Genomic DNA, 20,759 nt, shown 5'->3' with positions numbered 1-20,759 from the left:
ATGCGACCCAACGGGCATTCTTGATTGCATGGCTCATTGCTTCTGAGTAGAGCCACTGAGCACCGGGCCAAATCTTCTCTCCCGTCCAATCCTCAGTCATCTTTCCGAATTGTGGTTTCGGGAGTAGCGGGCGTGCTTGCTCAACAGCATTCCGGAGCTTCCAAGCGTCTCTCCTTTCATAAGCGCGGCGCAACAGCCCAAGGCCTCTAAGCGCACGGGCAAGACCCGAGCGCGTACCCCCTTCAAGCCACCGCACAAGGCTGTCCGGGCTAATCGTGCGCACCTTTTGCAGCCTCATCCTGCCTTGGCTTGTAAACACGGCGCATTCACCCTCAGCGCATCCATTCTCCGCGTCGTCCAGAGTGTCCGCGTCCACCAAAAGCGGAAGTGTAACGGTTTGTAATAGGTCACGTGACATTGCATCAACGATAGCACTATCTTGTGGACACTGCAAGAGCGCCCGTCAACTGCCGACAGCAAGCGTTAACGGCAACAGGACGGAGCCCGAAAGGAGCCACTGTTTGAGACGCCGAGCAGGCCGCCCGCCTGCCGCGTTAGACCTCATACCCCACAGTGAAATTGCCGCCAAACTCGGCGCTTCAGAAAGCACAGTAAAGCGTGAACTGAATAGCGCCCTAGCCAAGTTGAAGGCAGCGGGTCAGCTTGAGGGTTTCCTAGCCATTGCGCAGCACGTGCAGGCGACCCGCGAACTGAAATTCACGGGCGGGGTACATATCCCATGCGGCAGCATCGAATGCCGCCCGGACAAATGGGTCTTCTACGCGGAAGGATGACATTGACAGGCGCAGCTATCCGTTAACGGTTTGTAACGGATGGCTGTGACTGCAAAACGTGACGTATTAAGGCTTGGAACTGAAGAGGGGAAGATGTCCACGCAACCGCAAACGCTCAAGCCAATGCCCATCCTGCCGGACGGGAAGAGCGTTGTGTAACGGCTGGTAACGGCCCGTGTGCAAGCCGGTCACCAAAACGGTAAGGCTCATAAGTGAAGGGGACATTGATGACCGCTGCTAACCATCAACGGGACTACACAGCTTGTAACGGCCTGTCATGGTCCGCGTGCGAGCGGGTCTGCAAAACGGTAAGGCTTTGAATTGAGGGGAGATGAAACATTGGCGCACAACACCTCCCGTCAATGGCAAGAGAAGTAACGGTCTGTAACGGCCCATGACCTGTTAGGGCTTCAAAAGGATAATGCTTGGAATTGAAGAGAAGAAACGTTGAGGCCCATCAATGCCCAAAGGAGTCCGTATGAGAACACTGAAGATTGCAACTGAGGACAAGCTGCACAGCGCGGAATCTGCTGCTGAGCTGCTTGGTGTCCGGCCCTCCACAATCCGGTGGTGGTGGTCAATCGGGCGTCTGCCAAGACTGAAAATTGGACGGCTGTCACGGGTGCGTGAATCTGCGCTCCTTGCCCTGATTGGGCGCGAACAAACAGCAAGCCCGGAAAGCGTGGAGGCGGCCCGTGGATAGATTGAGTGCGTTACTTGAGCGTGCCCACCCGTGTTATTTGCTTGTTGGCAATCTTGAGACAAGCGACTTCACCGTGATGGCCTTCCCTTGTGGGCCGGTTCCGGAAGACTACTTGTCACGTGGCCTTCGGATGATCGGGGGCGCTGGAATTGTCGATGGGAAACCGGCATCAGTTTTCCTAATCCCGCTAGACCCCAAGGCCGTGGATGTTCTTGCCGCTCAGGTCTCGGAGCGGCTGGACGCGGTTCTCAAGCGCCTACTAGACACGCCCGAGATTGCGGAGCGTGCAGAGGCCGCCGCGTTTTCTACGTTCATGCAACACCTGACCTCACTCCCGGACTCGCGTTCACAGAGCGCGGGTGAAACCGGAGCAGAAAGGTAAATATGGCACAGCCGGTATGGATTCTCTCTGTTGATTTACAGGCGAAAACAGCCACGTTTCAAACGGGCATGGCAGATGCCGCCCGTTCCGCCCGTGGTGCCTTCAATGACATCGGCAGCGGTGCGGAGGGCATGGGTCGCCGTATGGGGTCTGGTATGACGGAAGCCCGCCACAGCATCATGCTGCTTGGTGAAGAGTTCGGTATTCACATACCGCGTGCCGTTGCCAGCTTCCTTGCAAGCCTTGGCCCTGTGGGAGCTGCGATGGAGGCAGCTTTCCCGTTCATGGCTATTGCCGTGGGCGCAACGCTCTTGATTGAGCACTTGGTCAAGATGCGTGAAGCCGGTGAAAAGCTGACGGATGACCAAGTGAAGTTTGGCACCGCTGTGAACAGCGCCTTCAACACGCTGGACGAAAAACTCATTCAGGCTCAAATCAAATCGGATGAGCTGAAGAATGACCACCTTGGTGCTCTGAAGCTGCAACTTGAGTTGATCGACAAGCAGAGCCTACAGGAATTGGTTCACTCGTTTGAGGAAGTTGCCAAGGCCGCTGACGTGGTAATGAAGGACCTTCAGGGCCATTGGTATACGTTTGGCATTGGCTCTGACGGTGCCAACCACGCGCTCCAGCAATTCAAGACAGAGTATGAATCCCTTGCGGCCCAAGGCAAAGCGGATGAAGCCTCCGGGCTGTTGAAGGGCACATTGGACCAAGCCATCAAGGTACGTGATGCGCTGAAGGCATACCGCGAGAATAGCGGCGGCCTACTGACGGCACCCAAAGACGGTGCGGACACCGGCGCGGCTCTTCGGGCGTATCAGACGTTGCACGCGGCCAATCTCTCCGGGACAGAGAAAGAGCTACAGGCGCAACAGCAGTTGGTTGAGACGCTCCAAAAACAGGTGGGCATTGAAGAGCGCGTCAATGAGCTGAAGAAAGCGGATAGCGCCAACACCACGCGGCAAACGGGAAATGAAGAAGCATCCCGGCGTGCGGCGGCAGCACGGGAAGCGGCTGAGAGCCAATTGCGGATGGGTGAGCAGTCGATTGCCGCTGATAGGGCAACGGCTGATGCACTCTTGACCGTCCACCGTGCCTCCCTTGAAGAGCGGCTTGCTTCTGACCTGGACTTTGCCAACCGTGACCGTGATGTCAAGATGGCGGCCAACGCTGCCGAGATTGCCGCGTTGGATAGGTCGGGGAAGGACTACACCAATCAGCTCCAAGCCTTGAATGACAAGGCTATCGAGATTCAGCAAGAGTATGACACCAAGGTTGCCACGCTGAAGGCTACGGAAACCGTGGCGGCATACAACCGGGACCTACAGGCGTTGCAGCAATCTATCCGGGAGCAGATTGAGGCCACACAGAGCGGCACAGCGGCCCGGCTTGCGGCCATTGACGCGGGACTCCGTGAAGAGGAAGCCCGCAATCTTCAGGACACGCAGTTTTACCGTGACCTTACGAATCAGCGCATTCAGGAAGTCACACGGGAGGCTGAGGAAGAGGGCAAACGCCGGGAACAGGCTGGAATTGAAGCGGCGGACAGTGACCTCAAGATTGGTGAGTTGCGCATTGCAATGGAGCGTGCCCACCAACAAATATTGGAGAGCACCCGCTTTCAATCGGAGGCGCGGCGTATCTCGGAAGAAACAAGACTGGCGGATGAAGAGTACCGCATCCAGACTGAGGCACTGGAGAAGAAAATTGCCGCGCTCGACAAGTCCGGCAAGGACTATCTCAACAAGCTGAAAGAGCTACAGGACAAGGAAAAGCAGCTCACCCAACAGCATGACAACACCATCGCAGAGCTAAACGAAAAATCCTCAACGGCGTGGATGCAAAGCCTGAAGTCCGCCTATCAGCAATTCACGGATGACATGTCCCGCAGTCTCACGCAATCCATCATGGGACACCAGACGTGGGCAAGGATGATTCAGAACCTTGGGGACCAAGTTGTTTCCGGCATGATTCAAAACGCCTTGAAATCCATGATGACCCTGGACATGGATAAAGAGAAACAGGCAGCGGAGGCGGCCCGTTGGGGTTTTGTCACCGGCATGAAGCTGCCCTTTCCGGCCAACATCATTGCCGCGCCGGTCTTGGCCGCTGGAGCCTTTGCCGCTGTCATGGCCTTTGAGGGCGGCACGGATAGAGTCCCCGGTATTGGGAGCGGTGACGTGGTGCCCACGATGCTGACTCCGGGTGAGGGCGTTGTACCTGGAGGCGTCATGGACGGGCTTAGGAGCATGGTGCGCAACGGAGGCTTTGAGCAAGGTCCACGCAACAACGTCACGATGCACGTACACATGCACGCATCAGCTCTTGATGCGGACGGTATGGACACAGTGCTTGAGAAGCATTCAGACAAACTCCAGCGGCACTTTGAAAACACACTCAGACGGATGAACAGGTAGGGAGGACGCAATGTCTCTAGTAATCAGTGCATGGGATAAACACACGGGCGTGGCAGTGTGTGAGGGCCGCGTAGGTAAATGGGCTGACGGAAAGTATGTGCCAACTGAAGAAAATTACTCAAAACTCACCCGGTTGCCCAACGGCGGCATTTTGGGCATTGCAGGGCACTCCCGTGAGGGCTTCTCTACCTATGCTTCACTGACAGACGTGCTTGCAAAGCAACTACGCCCGGCCATTGTCCAAGCGGCAGAGACGCGCGGCTTCTGTGAGCTGTCAGAGTTGATTCCCGAGCTGCTTGCCGACTGCAACCGGGCGCACCCGGAGCTGTTCTTTTGTGTGTCGTTGCTTGGCACGGATAGCGGGACGGTTCGCGGCGGAGCGTGGGACAGTGACGGCAAGGCAAGCGTGCCAACGGAAACAGATGGTGCTTGGCTGATTCTTGGTCCATCGGCTGAGATGGACGCGGCAGTGAGCACGGCGGTGGGCGGGTGCTTGGGTGCCATTGGCTTGCAAGATGCGGATACTACCAGCAAGGCGCTCGAATGCCTAATCCGGGGCTTTGCCGCGCATTGCCCGGATATTAACGACCACACCTTCTCGGAGATAATCTCCTCATCTCCGCGTGAGTGCATGAACGCCAACAACATCACCACGGGCACCTTGGCCGCGTCTAGGGTGCAATTCCCGGATGGCTCCGCGCTCACCACGGCGGGCGTGCAGACATTTAGTGCCAGCGCGTCTACATCCGCACTGCTGTCACAGTCGGGCTTTGCAACAATCCCCGGCCTCAGCATTTCGGTCACCGCTGCCAGCACTTCAGACGTGTTCAACGTGAGTGCCTCACTGATACTCACGGCAACGGCATACGCCACGGCAGAAATACGTGTGATGGCCGATTCCACCAGCAGATTTGACGTGACATACACCGTGCCGAGTGCGACTGGATACATAGTCATTCCCGTTCTGTGCAGCATAACCGGCCTGTCTGCGGGCACGCACACAATCTCAATGGCGGCCTATGCACCAAACGGTGTTGACATAGGCTTTGGCTCACAGATGCAAGTGCAGCGCATCTTTTGAAAGGACGCCATGAAGACCCTTGCATTGTTCGTTCTCTTGCTTGCATCCGTGGCGTCCGCACAGACCAATACGCCACGGTTTGACCAGACGGAGTGGGCTCTGTTGACCGCTGATGTTGCCGCCCGTGGCCTTGATGTGTACAGCACGCATCGGGCGCTATCGGGAGGCAATAGAGAAGTCACACTTCCCGGTTGGGTTGTTAACCACCCGCCCGTGATGGCTGTCTATTCGGGCGGCATTGTCGTTGGGCAGTATTACGCGGCCCGCAAGCTGTTTCCGCGTCACCGCAAGTTGGCGCATCTCATCACAGCGGCTGACGTGTCTATCACCGCGCCGTTTGCCGTTCGCAATCTCTACATGCCGTTGTGCGCGTCCGGGTACGTTGACACACGTTACGGATGCCAAGCGCCACTAACCCACTAGCACATTGCAATTGCAACAAGCGCGACCAAGAGCCGTGTAGCGCGGCTACGGGGCCTTGTGCGCTCAACATCAACCTCAAGAGCAGAAAGGAATTTCCTATGTTTGTGAATGACAACGGAGAAAAAATCTTTCAGACGTTAGCCGGGCAGGGATGGCGTGCCCTCATCCAATGGAATCCATCCCCACAGGATGCCGCTGAAGGCTTCCCCGCCGTGACACTGGAGCCTGTTGTTGCGTGGGTGACTGCAAAGATTTCCCGCGACCAACCAAAGGGCCAATTGTATGAGGACGTGATTATTGCGCCTCTGGTGCGGTGGCCGTCTGGTGATGAGCTTTTGCTTCTGGACACTCGGGACGACTCTGACCGTAAGTTTGTCTTTCTCGCACCCGGAGAGGAATTGGCACAACAGCACTTTGACCAACTGCGCGACGGCAAGTATGCCAAAGAGGTGACCGCCCCATGCGTCTAATGGAAATTGCTCTTGATTGCATCCGGCGCGGATGGCACGTCTTCCCGTGCTGGCCTAAGTCCAAGAAGCCCATGACTGAGCGCGGCTTCAAGGACGCCACGACTGATGAAGAGATTGTCCGGGCGTGGTGGGAGAAGACGCCGGACGCCAATGTTGCCATTGCCACAGGCGCAAGCGGCCTGTGTGTGGTTGACATTGACCACGGGCTTGAGAGCGCGGACAGTCTTGACGGATGGCTTGCCGCCCATGGTCTGCCGTACACATACGCGGTGCGCACAGGCCGCCGTCCTGAGTTTGGCGTCCAGCTCTATTACTCGGGTGAAGGTCTGAAGTCAACCGGCTGGAGGCTTGAAGACGGCAGCGGTGACATCCGTTGCTCAACTGGCTACGTGATGGCAGCCGGGAGTATTCACCCGGACAGCGGTGAGGCGTATGAGGTCCTGTGCAATGACGCACTCAGCCCGGTGCCGGATTCTGTGCGCTCACTCACCACTAGGGCCAATGACCCAAGCATGGTCACCACTGTGGATGATGACACGGCTGATGACTGGAAAACGTGGCTCTTGGAGTACATGGACCGCAACAAGCTGGAGGCGCGTGACTATGAGAAGCGTGTCTCCAACGGCTATTGGCTTGGCGTTCACTGCCCATGGGAAGCACAGCACGGCAGTGGTGCCGGAGCTGAGAGCAGCACCGTGTTGGGCATCCTTGACGGCAAGATTGCCTTTGAGTGCTCACACGGCACGTGCAAGGCCAACAAGCGTGACACTGCCGCATTTAAGCAGCTCATGACGCTGATGCACGGTGAAGCTGAGCGAGAGCCGGGAGCTGAGCCGGAGATTGTGCTTGGGAGCATGACCCATTTGCCAATGCCCAACGCGCTGTCAACGGATTGGCGTGAGTTGTTCCACACCAAGGATGAGGCGCTCCATGCTCCGCCCGTTACGTTCCTGATTGATGGCTTTTTGCAGCGTGAGGGCGTCACGGCCATTGCCGGGCCGGTGCGTGAACGCAAGAGCCTTATTGCGCTGAATCTCGCACATGCGCTGCTCACCGGGGAAAAGCTGTTTGACCATTTTGCCGTGGTGAAGAGGCCGGAGCGTGTGCTGTACCTGTGCCCTGAAGTTTCACTTGGTCCTTTCACAGACCGGCTCAAGAAGATTGGATTGCTGGACTGTGTGGGTGAAACGCTGTTTTACCGAACCCTCAGCTCTGACGGCAGCTTAACGTTGAATGCGCCGGAGCTACGGCCCGCACTGCCCGGCTCCGTTGTCATTCTCGACACGGCAATCCGTTTCCTAGAGGGTGACGAAAACAGCTCAAAGGATGTCCGTGCATTTGCAGACAGCATCTTTGCGCTGTTGCGTGACGGTGCGGAATCCGTCGTCATGTTGCACCACTCACCCAAGGACAGCGGTGACAGCATGACCTTGGAAAACGCCATGCGCGGCAGTGGCGACATGGGCGCGTTCCTTGCGTGTTGTTGGGGTACGCGGTTGCAGGACCCTACGCATCCGTATGAGTCCGCTTCATTCATGTCAAACCTGAAGCAGCGTGACTTTGAGAGTAAGGACTTTGAAGCCACATGCACACCTGATTGCCGTATGCACGTTGTTGGAGACCCTGATACACAATCCGTTACGTTGCAGGGCCGCAAGGGATTCAGGGGCAACAAGGACGGTAAGGATGATGCGGCCATCGCAATCATGAAGGCCAACCCCATGTTGAAGAATCCGGGGCTGTCCCGCTTGCTCTTGGACCATGGGATTGAACGGTCACCGGAATGGGTGCGGCGTCACCGGCTTGGGCTGCTGCCCGGCAATCAACTTGTGGCGACATAACACACGCCAAATAACATCACCATCTACCACCCGTTAGGGTGATAGTGGTGTGTTTGGTTGTGAACGGTAAACACCACAACACACAAGATACTATGGTGCGTTGTGGTGTTTTGCCGCCCCATCAGCCCGGTCATGGGCTGCCGCCACACCACACCACATGCGGCACAGCCCACTGATTCAAAGCCACGGACTAGGGTAGGGGGCTGGGGTCAAATCTCTAAAGGCATCGCCCTGTAGAGCGCCGCAATCCTTTTATTTACACAAACAAGTAATTCACAGAAAATAGTAGATTTCGACTGAATACCTATGACTTTTGGTATTCGCGGCTTTTCGCTTACGCAAATCTAAGAAAGCAAAAGGTTTGCACTCATGGAAACGCGACTTCCATATGACAGAAGACCGGCTGCCTGCCGTCACAGGTTTCTGACGCCTGTTGAGGCGTCGGAATTCCTTGGCGGTATCAACAGCCGCACAGTGACCAGATGGGCGCGTGAAGGCTATCTCCCCGCGTTCCCGGTTGGTGAGGGCAAGCGGCGGCTCTGGCGCTTCCTGGAGAGTGACCTTGAGGCGTGGATGCTCTCCCGGCGCACGGGAAAGACTGCGGCGGCACTTTCCGCGAGTACACTACTCGCAGCCACCGATGCTCCCACAAGGAGACGCCTTGAGGGAGAGTAATCGATTTCAGAATGGAAGTCTGACTTTGGTGAAGAACAAGAGAGCCGATGACAGTTGGTTTTTCCGCTATTACGAAGACGTGAGCGGAAAGCGCGTTCATCGCAATCTCAGAATCGGGACGGTGCGGGAACTCCCACGGCGTCGCGATGCTGAGAAGGCCGTCTTGCCGCTTCGCTCAACCATCAACAGCGGGGTCCGTGCGCCGGAGACGGTGCGTGACCTTGTAGCCCACTATCGGAAGCATGAATTGACATTGGAGCGCAAAGCCTACGCGACGGTTGAGGCGCATGAGTCGTACTTGACTCTGCACATTCTCCCAAAGTGGCAGGACCACAGGCTCTCCGAAGTCAAGACCGTTGCCGTTGAGCAGTGGTTAGAATCGATGAAATTCGCCCCGGCTACCAAGACGAAAATCCGCAACATCATGTCTGCGGTTTACAGTCACGGAATCCGGCACGAATGGATTACTTTCAACCCGGTCAGCAAAGTACGCTGCTCGGCAAAACGGTTGCGTGAACCTGATGTGCTTGCGCCGGGAGAGTTTCAGGCGTTATTGGCGGAGCTGCCCTTGCGTGAGCGTGTGATGGTCATGATTGCAGGCTCAACCGGCCTTCGCCGCTCCGAGCTATTCGCACTCAGATGGAGTGACGTGAACTTCTTCACCATGGAGATTGCTGTCACCCGGTCTTGCGTGCGGAACCACTTCGGAGAAACGAAGACAGAAGCGAGTCACAAGCCGGTCCCGTTGCACGAGTCCGTCTGTGATGCCTTGGCAGAATGGAGGGGCGCGTCACCGTACAAAGGTGATGACGATTTTCTCTTTCCTTCGCTTCGAATGAACGGTACTCAGCCGCTAATGCCGGACATGGTGCTCAAAAAGGCCATCCGTCCGGCTCTCACGCGGGCGGGCATCACCGGCAAGGTAATTGGCTGGCACAGCTTTCGGCACAGCTTGGCAACCAACCTCCGCAGCTTGGGAGTGGATGTCAAGGTTGCACAAGAGCTGCTCCGGCACGCAAATTCACGCACCACGATGGACCTGTACACGCAAGCAGTTTCCGCAGACAAGCGGAGTGCGAGTCAGAGGCAAGTTGAGATGTTGTTGGGATGAGTGCGGTACGGTTTAGAAGTTCCGTACCGTTGTGTACCGTGGATTTTATGCTGTCACTTTGATCTTCGCCGTAAACCTTTGTATTTTTTCGGTTTATGGCGGGGACGACGGGGCTCGAACCCGCGACCTCTGCCGTGACAGGGCAGCGCTCTAACCAACTGAGCTACGTCCCCAATGTTGCCTACTGCGGTGACTTATAAGGCAGGTGGATGAGCTACCTGCAGCGAGAACAGCTGTCCCTGTTCCGTTAAGCAATTGTAGCAAACAACTCACGATAGGTCATTTCCTATGAGAAGCCAGTCGGCCGGCGCATGGAAATGTTTCGCTTACGGGTTATTTTGCTGCAATTCATGGCTGGAAGTATCGACCCGACACCCCGATGAATTCCTTCCGGCCGCCTCGCAAGATAACCAAGCGCCATGAGGCAAGGGAACCGGAGACACCGGAGCCTTAGTATCTGCAGGCTTCTCCAGAGTTCTGCCTATATCTGCCACGCGCATGATGCAGCTTTTCAATATCTACGCTGCTGAGTGCACGGGCTCCGCCGAGCTGATGCGCTGCGAGGCACACCTGGGCGAAGTGCTCGGTGGTTTCCATCTTCATGAAGGCGTCGAGCAGGCTTCCCCCATAGGTGAGGACACCATGATTGGCAAGAAGAATCGCATCGTACATGGGTATGAAAGGTTCGAGGCTTGCACTCACTTCTTCCGTGCCTGTAGTGGCATAAGCGGCGAGAGGCACTGGACCGGTGGTCATGAGAATCTCAGAGCAGATGGGCTCGTCGAGTGCCTTGCGGCAGGCGGCGAATGCTGTAGCGATCGGTGGATGAGCGTGAACGATGGCCTGCACATCGGGGCGCATGCGATAGACGGTGAGGTGCATGCCGAGCTCGCTCGTGGGGTTGTGCTTGCCGCATAGCTTGTGGCCATCGGGATCGACCACGACCATGTCGGAGGGGCGCATGAGCGACTTGCCGCACCCTGTGGGGGTTGCCAGGATTCGCTGGCTGTCGAGCCTAACGGAAATATTGCCCGAGGTTCCGGGCGCATAGCCCATTCGATACATCCGCTTGCCGATGCTGACAAGCTCTCTTAATAGCTCACGTTCGGATGCGCAGGCGGTAAACGCCAGGTGATCGCTGGTGGTCTGCATGGTGTCTTCGGTCCAGTCTCGGATCATCGGGCAGCAGTCTCCTTCGGCTTGTTCATCAGCATTCTCACACCTTTTCCAACAAATTCGGAAGCAGTATACAGATGACCTGCGGTGAGGGGACCAACGACCTTGTAATGGCCAATGGCGGCGAGTCCCATGGAAGCAATACATCCGCATTGCGAGCAATCCGGATTGCCACCGAACTGGCAGGGGGAGATGCGTGTCTTGAGATCAGCGGAGATCGTCTCTGTGGTGCGTGCGAAGATGCACTCAGCAGGGGAGCGAGGCGGATGCTCTAGCTCGCGGATCAAGGATTCGCGCATATCGAGAATGGGATACAGCGGCCGTAGGCGCCGAAGTTCGGCAATGACCTCACTGCGCGCTTGCGGGCTCAGGATCTCAGGTCCAACAGCGCCTTGTTGTGGAGTAAAGATGCTCATCCATACTTTGCGGGCCTCGGGCCTCTGGCTCCAGTAGCGGAGGAACTGCTCCAGATAGTTGGGCTTAGCCGTCATCTGGCCGGTGATGGTGCAGTGGATCGTCGCTTTGACGCTGCCCTGAAGATTTTTCAGAATTCGTTCATACGTAGCAGGTTTCCGACGCTCATCGTGCTCGGGCTGCAGCCCATCGACGGAGACAACGAGATTAAAGCGCGGAAAGCTCGCCCAATGGCTGGGGATGGGGCGAAATGCGCTGGTAACAACCTGCACAAAAATTCCGCGTGCCACGAGCTGCGGCAGCAGAACCTCGAGTTCCCGGTAGCGCACCAATGGGTCTCCACCGACGAGAGAAACGTGGAGAGGGCGGTGGAAATCGACCAGGCGCAGAATGCCCTGAACTAAAGCATCCTCCTTGTAATCAGCTAACTGGCGAAGGGTGATGCCGCCGCCGCCGAGATGCGCTGGATCGAAGGCATAGCATCCCGGACAGCGAAGCGGACACTCGCGAGTGATTTCAATGGAGAGCGACGGGCGTCGGCCCGCCAGAGTGGAGGACCATGCCTTGAGTACTGAATCTTTCATTTGACTACCCCGCATAGCGCGACGACCGTGAAGCGTTCGAAATCAGGACTTTCCGAGACCGGGGAGAAGAACCTAACGTCAATTGCTACTTAGCATTGCAGCATGCAGCTTCTTTCGATGGGGAGCGCAAGGAAAGGCCAGCCAGGCGACGGGTTATTGAGGAAGACGGGCCACCTTGCCAGCAGCGGTTCCAGCGCGGATGAGGTGGCCAGGGATGCGGTTGCAATCAGCCATACCATCATCAGGACGACCATCTGATACGACCTGAGGTTTGCGTAGGGAAGATCGACAAGCGGCGCAATGCAGATGGCCAGCACGCAGACCAGGAGCACGAGCGTCGTGACGATTTGTAGCCATCGCAACATGTTGGTTGTGATTGTATCCCCCGTTCCCCGATTGATCCAGACGCAACACAACACCAAGGTGATTTATGACGTAACGTCGGCCAAACGAGAGAGCCGACAGCGTGAACCATGGCACCGGCCACGATTCGGAAAAGGGAATTATCTCGCATTCAATTCATGCGGAAGAAAGTTGGCCGAGTCCCTACAGTGATGGACTTGCCTTCGATTGGATGTTGAGTGCCATCCAGGTCGACTGCGGATCGAAATCCCTGGGCGTCTGAATAGGAAGTCGTTCCGGCGGCATTCCACATGACGCGATAGTGGGCATCGCCTTTCATCAGGTCGCAAGCCCAGACGGCGTTGTTCTGCTGCTGGCAGGGGCTGGCGGCAGTTACATCCTGCAGCCAGTTGCGGACCTGCCCCAGGGCCGTTCCGGCAGGGGTCACTCCAGAGCCTTCTCTCCATAGGGTGCCCCATTCAGGGCCATCCCATTGATACCAATAAGCCCGAGCGATGCCGTTGGTGAACTGTATGAGATACCACTTGACCAGAAACGAGGCCTGCTGGTCTGGATCTGGAAGTTGGGTGTTCCTGCCCCATCCGCCTTCTGTATTCCAGACAGGCAAGTTCACATGATGCTTCGCGAGGACGGAATGCAGGACAGCGATCTGTCTGGCGAGATCTTCGGGAGGAAGCGCGGGTCTGTCATTACGGCCGGCGTAGCCATGCCAGGCAATAACATCGGCATACTTGGCGCCGCCTGCGGCTAGATACTGGTCCATCCAGACGTCGTGCGGCTGAGGCCAGCCAGAGGAAGAAGGCGAGGGGCTTACGACAATTGCGTGGGGATCAATGGACTTGATGATGCGATAGGCTCGGGCAGCCATATCGACCATCTGAGCCGGAGTTCCGGTCCAATAGCCCGGAGCATTGGGTTCATTCCATAGCTCATAGCTCGAGATGCGTCCTTTGTAGCGCGTCACCAACGCAGTTACAAACTCCTCCCAGTCCGCTGGATTGGGTGGCGCTGCGCAGCCGACGGGACCTCGAGTGCAACGTTCATTTGGCCGGGTGCTGGCCCACTGCGGAGTATTCAGGAAGAGGTAGTCGAGCTCCACGCCATGAGACTGCGCGACGGATACATAGGAGTCCAACCCATGCCAGTCATATTTACCTTTGGAGGGTTCAACGTAGGGCCAGGAGGTTCCCGTAGGGCGTAACGCGCCGAAGGGTATGGTGGGCCAGTGACGGGTGGGGGATAAAACGTGCATCCCCACGAATTGCGGCGTGAAGACTATTGGCTGCAGATTCGTGCTTGCCTGCACTGTTGCAGATGCGGGTTTGCCTTCACGCAAGTCCGGCATCGTCATCACGAGCAGCAAACCGCATGAAAGCGAAAGACCATAGGTCATCAGTCTTTGGAGTGGTTTCATATCTTGGCACCTATCCAGTAATTGGAGATGGCAACGAACATGCACTTGCTAAAGTTCGTGCGCTGTATGGACCGAGGCCTCATGCTATGCATAGATGCAACGATGGTCGAACTGTAACTGCAAAAGTTCCTGTTGCTTCAGCATCCTACGGTTCCACGTTTCCATGACCGAGGTTCTTCCCGGAAAGAATCCCAGTGATGAATTCGATTACATAACTGGGAAGGGTGAAAAGGCTGTTTGTGAGGTATGCAAAACAATGCGTACTCCATTCGAAAGATTGCATAGATCGCCGGGGCCCCATAATTCCATGTGTTCCCGAGGGATAGGACGATCACCCGAACTTAGAGGACGATTCGAAGGGTTACTAAAGTCCGTAAAGGATGATTACGCATCCACCAGTCTGCGTAACAAAAATAACGCAAGATTATTGCTGGCTTAATGATTCGTGAAAGATTAATTGGACCAATCTAGGGCGCTTGCATGGCAAGGTTCCCATTTTCTGCATCCTACCGTTTGGTTGCTTGACTCATTTGCGTACAAGTTGTGCCGCTTCCCCGCGGATTCATTGGCTTGGAGACCACGTTTATGAGTACGGACGCAATTCCCCCACAACCGCATGAAAGTCTTGCGGGCAGATATCCAGCCACTCTTGAAGTGCGTAGTCGCCCTTCCGGTCTTTCAACGCTCTCTCTGCCCATTGTTGAGGTGGCATGCGATTTTCTGCTGTTGGCCGTTGGCGCTGTCATAGGCGGAATGCTCGGTCACTTTCTACAGCGCTCTCACGCCTTTGCTGTAACTTTGGATCAGCTTATTGCAGGCGGGATACTTTACGCGGTGTTGTTTCTCTCGCTGCTGCAGGGAACCGGCGCGTATCAGCCTGTTTCGAGCCTGCTACATGTAAAAGAGACCGAAATCCTGCTGCGCACGTCGATCAAAGCGATCATGATCTGCGTCGCAGGGCTAGTGCTGGCGCGCTATCCTGTGCCGCGAATGACGGTGTTGAGCGTCTGGGTCGTGAGCACCGGAACACTGATTGGTGGTCGCCTCTGGCTGCAGGATATTGTCAGAAATTATTGCAGCCCTGCCTTTCCCAAGCGACGTACGCTTATCTACGGATCGAAACGTACAGCTCGCCGATTCTTCACAGGAGCCATCCATTCTCCCAATCTCGGTATAGATCCTATAGGCTTCGTATCCAGCGATGGCGATGGGAGCTATTCCATCTTCAGCAACGACTACTATGAGCGGGATAGCAAACCGGTCTTCCACGAAACCGTTACCGCGGAGATGCTGGAGCGATTGGCAGTTGAGGATATCTTCGTCTGCGATCCCGATATATCGGACCGGAATCTCGCCACCGTGCGGGATGCGGCGCGCGAGGCAAACTGCACCATATCCTTTGTAGGCAATCATCAGGCACTCGCGGAGAAGTCGCCGATGTGGGTCTGGGAGATGGACGGACTGTTAGTGGCGACCTCGCTGTTGAAGGGGCCTGGCGTGGCCTATCACGTGGCGAAGCGGAGCCTGGATATTTTGCTTTCCGCGGTACTGATTTTGGTGAGCGCACCGGTGTGGGGCATTCTTGCGCTTCTTATCCGGTTGGAATCCAAGGGGCCAATCTTCTTCCGGCAAAGCCGGGTTGGCCGCGACGGCGATCTGTTCGAGATCTTGAAGTTTCGCAGCATGAAGGTGGACGCGCCAAAGTATGCCTGCTCGCCGGCACACCAGGCGGATCCGCGTATTACGCGCATGGGGCGCTTTCTGCGAAGGAGCAGTCTCGATGAGATTCCTCAGCTAATCAATGTGCTCAAGGGAGACATGTCCCTGGTGGGGCCGCGGCCGGAGATGCCGTTCATCACCGAAGGCTATGGTCCGGTCGAGATGACTCGCTTGACTGTTCCTCAAGGAATCACAGGGCTCTGGCAGCTCAGCGCAGATCGACAGTACGCCATCCACGAGTCGATTGAATACGACCTCTATTACATTCAGAACCGCACTCTGCTTCTGGATATCGCAATCCTGCTGCATACGCTTGTTTATGCCGCGAAAGGTGTGTGAGGTCAGGCCGCCAATTTGAATACGGCACCTTCACGCGTGCGAAGGTTTGGCCAGAGATCACGATGAGAGTGTTGATTCTTCATAACCGGTATCAACAACGAGGGGGAGAGGACGCCGTCGTATCGTCAGAGGCCAATCTTCTGGCGGCACATGGTGTTGAAGTAGAGACTCTGATAGAAGATAACGACGCAATTGCCGGGCTCCACGGAAAGCTTACTGCGTCTATCTCGGCCTTCTATGGAGTGCGCAGTCAGGGACGCGTTTCCGCTGCTCTGGCGCGATGGAAACCAGACGTCGTTCATGTTCATAACTGGTTTCCAACTCTGTCACCCGCTATCTTCTGGACCTGCAAACGCGCTGGAATTCCAGTTGTGAACACGCTGCATAACTACCGACTTCTGTGCGTGGGTGCGACGCTGTTTCGCAACGGGGGAGTGTGTGAGGACTGTATTGGCAGCCGGTTGCGCCCCTCCGGGGTAATCCATAAATGCTATCGCGGCAGCCATGCGGGAAGTGCCATCGCAACCGCGGCAATGCTGGCACATTGGAGTGCGGGTACGTGGCACCACGCAGTCGACAGATTTATCGCACTCTCATGCTTCGCAAAGAACAAGCTTGTCGAGGGTGGTTTGCCGGAGCAGAAGATTGTTGTGAAGCCGAACTTTATCGATCCAGACCCAGGCTTCCAGGCAGGCGGAGGAGGCTACTATCTCTTCGTGGGGAGGCTGACGGAAGAGAAAGGAATACGCACACTTCTCCAATGCTGGAAAAACGGTCCTGACTTACCTGTGTTGCGGATACTTGGTTCTGGCCCGTTGCAAGACGAGGTGAGGGAAGCAGCCGCGAACCTTACCAATGTTGCGTGGCTGGGAAGCAAGAGTGGCGACGAGGTTCTGCAGATGATGGGATCGGCCAAAGCGATTCTATGTCCCTCGTTGTGGTATGAGGGCATGCCGCGAGTCGTGATTGAAGCCATGGCAGTGGGTACTCCGGTGATTGCCTCCCGGATGGGAACTTATCCGGAGATGATCGAGGACGGTGTAAGTGGTGTTCTCTTCGAAAGCAATAATTCGAGCGCTTTACTCGAGCGAATTCGAGAGCTTGAATCGAGAAACGCACTTCCAGATATGCGATGCGGTGCTCGACACAAGTATGAGTCCGACTATACGGGGAGCAGAAATGTCAACTTGCTCTTAGATATCTATCGCGGGGTTCTTCCTTTGAACGAGAGAGATTCTCCGCTCTCTACCGCCGTTTCACTCGAGGAGAGAACGGTCCCATAAGTTGAGGAATCATGAATGTGATTCCAGGGGGAGAGCCTATACAAGTTGTCCCGAAGTGACGGCGGATAGTTACAAGGAATCCGCGGTAGTCTGCGCAGTGTATTGCATGCTTCTGGTAATTGAATTGCAGCGGTTTATAGATGAAGGTGAAGGCGGTCATTCGGGCCACGCTAAGTCTGATTCAGGGAGGATTCGAAGCAATGTCTTTTATAGGGGAACCACCGAGAGGAACACTTGCACGCTATCTTCCGCAAGACGCAGAGAAACGATATGTCGAAGGCTCTTCCTTTCGCCTGGGTGAAGACGAATCTCTGAAGGGTGTCTGGCGAGTCATGCGGAAGCAGAAGATGGTGATCGCGGTTGGCGGTCTGTGCGGCTTGTTATTGGCGCTCTTAGCATGTCTCGTGATCTCCCGGCAGTATGCCGGCGTGGCGACCATCCAGGTTGGTAAAGAAGATGCTTCGCAAACCAGCCTGCTCCGAAATGTGGTTCCTGCTTCACCTTCTACCGAAGAATTGAAGACGGACATTACCACAGACGTCGCGATGCTTCGAAGTGATAGCGTCCTGCTTGCGGTCGTCAAGGATCTGGATCTGCAGAAGCATCGTCCGTTTGCGTATCGTCCGACTTTGCTGGGATTTCTGGATGGTGCGAACTCACGGATTAAAGCTGAACAGGGCCTTCCACTTGAAGAGGCACCGGCAACGCGCGACCGCATTCTCAAGATCTTCTCTAGAAAACTTCAGGTTCAAAATGTTCCTGATACCCGCCTGATTACCGTGACCTACCTGAGTCCCGACCCCAAGTTAGCAGCGGATATTTCAAATACGGTCGTAAAGGAATTTGTAAGTTTGCAATCGCGCACACAAGCTACCGCAGATGCGGATCGATGGCTCGCAAACCAGTTGGCGGAACTAAAGAAGAACGTCGAAACGACACAAAGCCGGTTGGCCGATTTTGAACAGCAGACGGGGCTGAACAGCATGTTGCTCGGGGCCATTGGGCAGGGTGCTGGCGGTGGTTCGACGCATGTTCCGGCGCTGGATAGGCTCGACGTGCTGAACCAGGAATTGACAGCCGCGCAGTCCAACCGCTTGACGAAGGAAGCCATCTATCACCTCACGCAGACGCAGAATCCAGAGGTTGTCGCGGGTCTTTCCACTTCTCTACCAGCGAATACTGATGCAGCAGTTGCAGTAAAAGGATCTGGGCTGGAGCTGCTGCAGAGCCTTCGTCAGCAGCAATCTGCCTTGCGGCTTACCTATGCAGATATGGCGACCAAGTATGGAGCGAAGAACCAGCACATGCTGGAAACGCAAAATCAACTGGTAAGTCTAGACAAGCAAGTTGCGGAAGAGTTGGTGAAGATTAATGCAAGGGCGCGCAATGACTTTCTGTTAGCTCGTCAGAATGAAAATGATATTCGTCAGGCGTTCGAAGAGGCACAGCGGGAGGCAGGAAAGCTGAATGCGAGCACGGTACAGTTGCAGGTGCTGACGCAGGAGGCTGCTGCCAGCCGTCAGTTATATGACGCGCTCTATGGAAAGCTTAAGGAGGTCGATATCCAGGCAGGGCTTCGCGCCACGAATATTGGCATCATGGATCCTGCAAATCCACCGGCGTCACCGACGCGGCCCAATCCTCCTCTGTACCTGGCCATTGGTTTGGTTGCTGGATTGTTTGCTGGTCTCTCCTCAGCATTAGTACGCGAGCATTTCGACGACACCGTAAATAATGCGACGCAGCTGAATTCTCGTATTCGGCTTCCAGTTCTCGGCAACATCCCATACGCAGAGGAGCTTCGCTGGTTATCGGACGGAAGCGGTGGTGGAAAGATCTCTTCAGAGACGAGTCCGCTGGTTACAGATCGCAGGTCGGTAGGTGCGGAAGCGTATCGCGCCCTTCGTACTTCCATCATGATTTCGTCGGCAGCCGGCCGGCTGCGCTCTCTGCTGGTTACCAGTCCTGTTCTTGGTGAAGGAAAGACCACGGTTGCCTATAACACTGCCGTGGCGTTTGCCCAGGCAGGGAAGAACGTGGTCCTGGTGGATGCGGATATGCGCAAGCCTCATCTACACGATATCTTCAGCGTGCCAAATGCGCCTGGACTGAGCGATGTGCTTACGGGTGCAGCGACTGTCGATCAGGCGATGCACAAGCATCCCTCGGTGCCTTCTCTGTCGCTATTGACGGCAGGGTCAGACACCAGCATGCCTGCAGAACTGCTTAGCTCAAAAGCGTTGGATGAACTACTGGTTTCCCTGGGCCAGAAGTACGAACTCATTATTGTAGATAGTCCGCCGATGCTTCTGGTGACGGATGCACGGATTCTGGCTGGCAAGTTGGATGCGACTCTCGCCGTAATCCGAGCAGGAAAAACAAGCGGCGCAGTTCTTCAGCATCTTTCAGAGATGTTGGAGTCGAGTGGCAGCAGGGCGGTGGGCCTGGTGCTCAACGGGATCGATACGAAATCTGTCGACTATTACGAAGCGTATGGTCACGATGCAGGAGGCGACTACTACAATGCATGATCCAGACTTTTCTTATCATCGGTTGATCGTTTGCATGGGTGTCGGCGGTGCGATTCTGCTGGGCATAACCTTCGCACAATCGTCACAGGCCACGGCACAAAGTAGTCCGGTTCCTGCGAAGACAGCCACGGGAATGCAGGAGGGAAGAGGTGCAGCGACTCCCCGTCCTCAATCGCTCGCCGCGATTCCGGACGATTTCTCCAGCCTGAAACTGGCCCCGGGATTTCTGCTGAGTGTTGATGTGTATGGAGAGCCGGAGTTGTCAGGTCGCGTTCGCGTGGACAACGACGGCAACATCAGCTTTCCGTTCCTGGGTGTTTTGCACGTGGCGGGAGATACGATGCCGGAAGCCCAGAAGAAGCTTCAGCAGCGTTTTCGCGATCAGGAGATTCTGACAAATCCTCAAGTTACTCTCAACATCGAGCAATTCGCGGCGACCGGGGTAACAGTTCTAGGCGAAGTTCAAAGCCCAGGGAGGATTGAGCTTCTCGCTCCTCACACCTTGCTGGACGTGATTGGTATGGCTGGCGGAGAGACCCAGACGGCCGGGAAGGTAGTGGAAGTGAAGCATGCTGATGTAGCAGCAGGCCAGCCGCCAACAAACATCTACGAATACTCCCGAGGCAGCAATGGGGATTCGATTCGAGATGTGATGGTGCGTCCCGGTGACACGGTGATGGTGAAACGAGCGGGGGTCGTGTATGTCCTGGGAGCAGTCAACCGTCCCGGAGGGTATGTGATGCAGGAGGATGGCGAACTCGACGTGGCGCAGGCGATTTCGCTAGCCCAGGGGCTTTCCATGCAAGCAAAGACCAGTGGCCTTAGGGTGGTGAAACGGCTTCCAGATGGTCAGCTCAAGGAAGTTCCTGTTTCGTATAAGCACATGATGGAAGGAAAGGCGACTCCAATCAAGCTTGAAGCCGAAGACATCGTCTACGTTCCTGTGAGTAAGGTGAAAGCTATGCTTACAGGAGGTGCTTCGATCATCGGACAAGCTACTTCCGCAACTATCTACGCTGTGCGATGAGTTCGGCGA

Annotated in this window: 17 protein-coding genes and 1 tRNA gene; 12 read left to right on the top strand and 6 right to left on the bottom strand. The window is 55.9% G+C overall.

What is annotated here, in order from left to right; all coding sequences use genetic code 11:
- Positions 1–674: 674 nt before the first annotated feature.
- Entirely contained in the window at positions 675–797 is a 123-nt protein-coding gene (locus tag VM554_03535; GenBank protein ID HVJ07428.1) for a hypothetical protein, read from the bottom strand.
- Positions 798–1,272: 475 nt separating this feature from the next.
- On the opposite strand from VM554_03535, the gene VM554_03530 reads away from it, so the two are divergent.
- The 8 genes from VM554_03530 (at position 1,273) to VM554_03495 (ending at position 9,900) form a co-directional block, all read left to right on the top strand.
- Positions 1,273–1,497, top strand: coding sequence for a helix-turn-helix domain-containing protein (locus VM554_03530; GenBank protein ID HVJ07427.1), 225 nt, complete (start codon positions 1,273–1,275; stop codon positions 1,495–1,497).
- 384 nt (positions 1,498–1,881) lie between these two features.
- The gene (locus tag VM554_03525; GenBank protein HVJ07426.1) at positions 1,882–4,299 is read left to right on the top strand and encodes a hypothetical protein; all 2,418 of its coding nucleotides are present in this window, start codon (positions 1,882–1,884) and stop codon (positions 4,297–4,299) included.
- Between the two features lie 10 nt (positions 4,300–4,309).
- Positions 4,310–5,380 (top strand): hypothetical protein, encoded by a 1,071-nt coding sequence (locus tag VM554_03520; protein ID HVJ07425.1) that lies wholly within the window; start codon positions 4,310–4,312, stop codon positions 5,378–5,380.
- Between the two features lie 24 nt (positions 5,381–5,404).
- Complete coding sequence (locus VM554_03515) at positions 5,405–5,803, top strand: hypothetical protein (protein HVJ07424.1); 399 nt, start codon at positions 5,405–5,407, stop codon at positions 5,801–5,803.
- Positions 5,804–5,901: 98 nt separating this feature from the next.
- Positions 5,902–6,273 (top strand): hypothetical protein, encoded by a 372-nt coding sequence (locus VM554_03510; protein HVJ07423.1) that lies wholly within the window; start codon positions 5,902–5,904, stop codon positions 6,271–6,273.
- Positions 6,264–8,114: a bifunctional DNA primase/polymerase gene (locus VM554_03505; protein HVJ07422.1), complete on the top strand. Its 1,851-nt coding sequence runs from the start codon at positions 6,264–6,266 to the stop codon at positions 8,112–8,114. The genes VM554_03510 and VM554_03505 overlap by 10 nt, the downstream gene beginning before the upstream one ends.
- Before the next feature lie 369 nt (positions 8,115–8,483).
- Complete coding sequence (locus VM554_03500) at positions 8,484–8,789, top strand: helix-turn-helix domain-containing protein (protein ID HVJ07421.1); 306 nt, start codon at positions 8,484–8,486, stop codon at positions 8,787–8,789.
- 28 nt (positions 8,790–8,817) lie between these two features.
- Complete coding sequence (locus VM554_03495) at positions 8,818–9,900, top strand: site-specific integrase (protein ID HVJ07420.1); 1,083 nt, start codon at positions 8,818–8,820, stop codon at positions 9,898–9,900.
- Between the two features lie 96 nt (positions 9,901–9,996).
- Here the strand turns inward: VM554_03495 and VM554_03490 are convergent.
- The 5 genes from VM554_03490 to VM554_03470 all read right to left on the bottom strand — a co-directional run bounded on the left by VM554_03490 (position 9,997) and on the right by VM554_03470 (position 13,851).
- Positions 9,997–10,073 (bottom strand) — tRNA-Asp (locus tag VM554_03490).
- A gap of 277 nt (positions 10,074–10,350) precedes the next feature.
- Positions 10,351–11,079 (bottom strand): class II aldolase/adducin family protein, encoded by a 729-nt coding sequence (locus VM554_03485; GenBank protein ID HVJ07419.1) that lies wholly within the window; start codon positions 11,077–11,079, stop codon positions 10,351–10,353.
- A complete protein-coding gene (locus VM554_03480; GenBank protein HVJ07418.1) occupies positions 11,076–12,074 on the bottom strand; it encodes a radical SAM protein in 999 nt (332 codons plus the stop codon). Before VM554_03480 ends, VM554_03485 begins: the two co-directional genes overlap by 4 nt.
- A gap of 89 nt (positions 12,075–12,163) precedes the next feature.
- A complete protein-coding gene (locus VM554_03475; protein ID HVJ07417.1) occupies positions 12,164–12,439 on the bottom strand; it encodes a hypothetical protein in 276 nt (91 codons plus the stop codon).
- Positions 12,440–12,588: 149 nt separating this feature from the next.
- Positions 12,589–13,851 carry a glycosyl hydrolase gene (locus VM554_03470; GenBank protein HVJ07416.1) on the bottom strand — a complete coding sequence of 421 codons (1,263 nt, stop codon included), beginning with the start codon at positions 13,849–13,851 and terminating at the stop codon, positions 12,589–12,591.
- Positions 13,852–14,436: 585 nt separating this feature from the next.
- On the opposite strand from VM554_03470, the gene VM554_03465 reads away from it, so the two are divergent.
- The 4 genes from VM554_03465 (at position 14,437) to VM554_03450 (ending at position 20,750) form a co-directional block, all read left to right on the top strand.
- Positions 14,437–15,909: a sugar transferase gene (locus VM554_03465; protein HVJ07415.1), complete on the top strand. Its 1,473-nt coding sequence runs from the start codon at positions 14,437–14,439 to the stop codon at positions 15,907–15,909.
- 62 nt (positions 15,910–15,971) lie between these two features.
- Positions 15,972–17,192, top strand: a complete 1,221-nt coding sequence (locus VM554_03460; protein ID HVJ07414.1) for a glycosyltransferase — start codon at positions 15,972–15,974, stop codon at positions 17,190–17,192.
- Between the two features lie 200 nt (positions 17,193–17,392).
- A complete protein-coding gene (locus tag VM554_03455; GenBank protein ID HVJ07413.1) occupies positions 17,393–19,723 on the top strand; it encodes a polysaccharide biosynthesis tyrosine autokinase in 2,331 nt (776 codons plus the stop codon).
- Positions 19,716–20,750: a polysaccharide biosynthesis/export family protein gene (locus VM554_03450; protein HVJ07412.1), complete on the top strand. Its 1,035-nt coding sequence runs from the start codon at positions 19,716–19,718 to the stop codon at positions 20,748–20,750. Before VM554_03455 ends, VM554_03450 begins: the two co-directional genes overlap by 8 nt.
- Positions 20,751–20,759: the final 9 nt, after the last annotated feature.

Origin of the sequence: Acidisarcina sp. (assembly GCA_035539175.1) — a bacterium.
In the GTDB taxonomy this organism is placed as follows: domain Bacteria; phylum Acidobacteriota; class Terriglobia; order Terriglobales; family Acidobacteriaceae; genus JANXZS01.
This window is presented reverse-complemented; position numbering and strand designations above follow the sequence as displayed.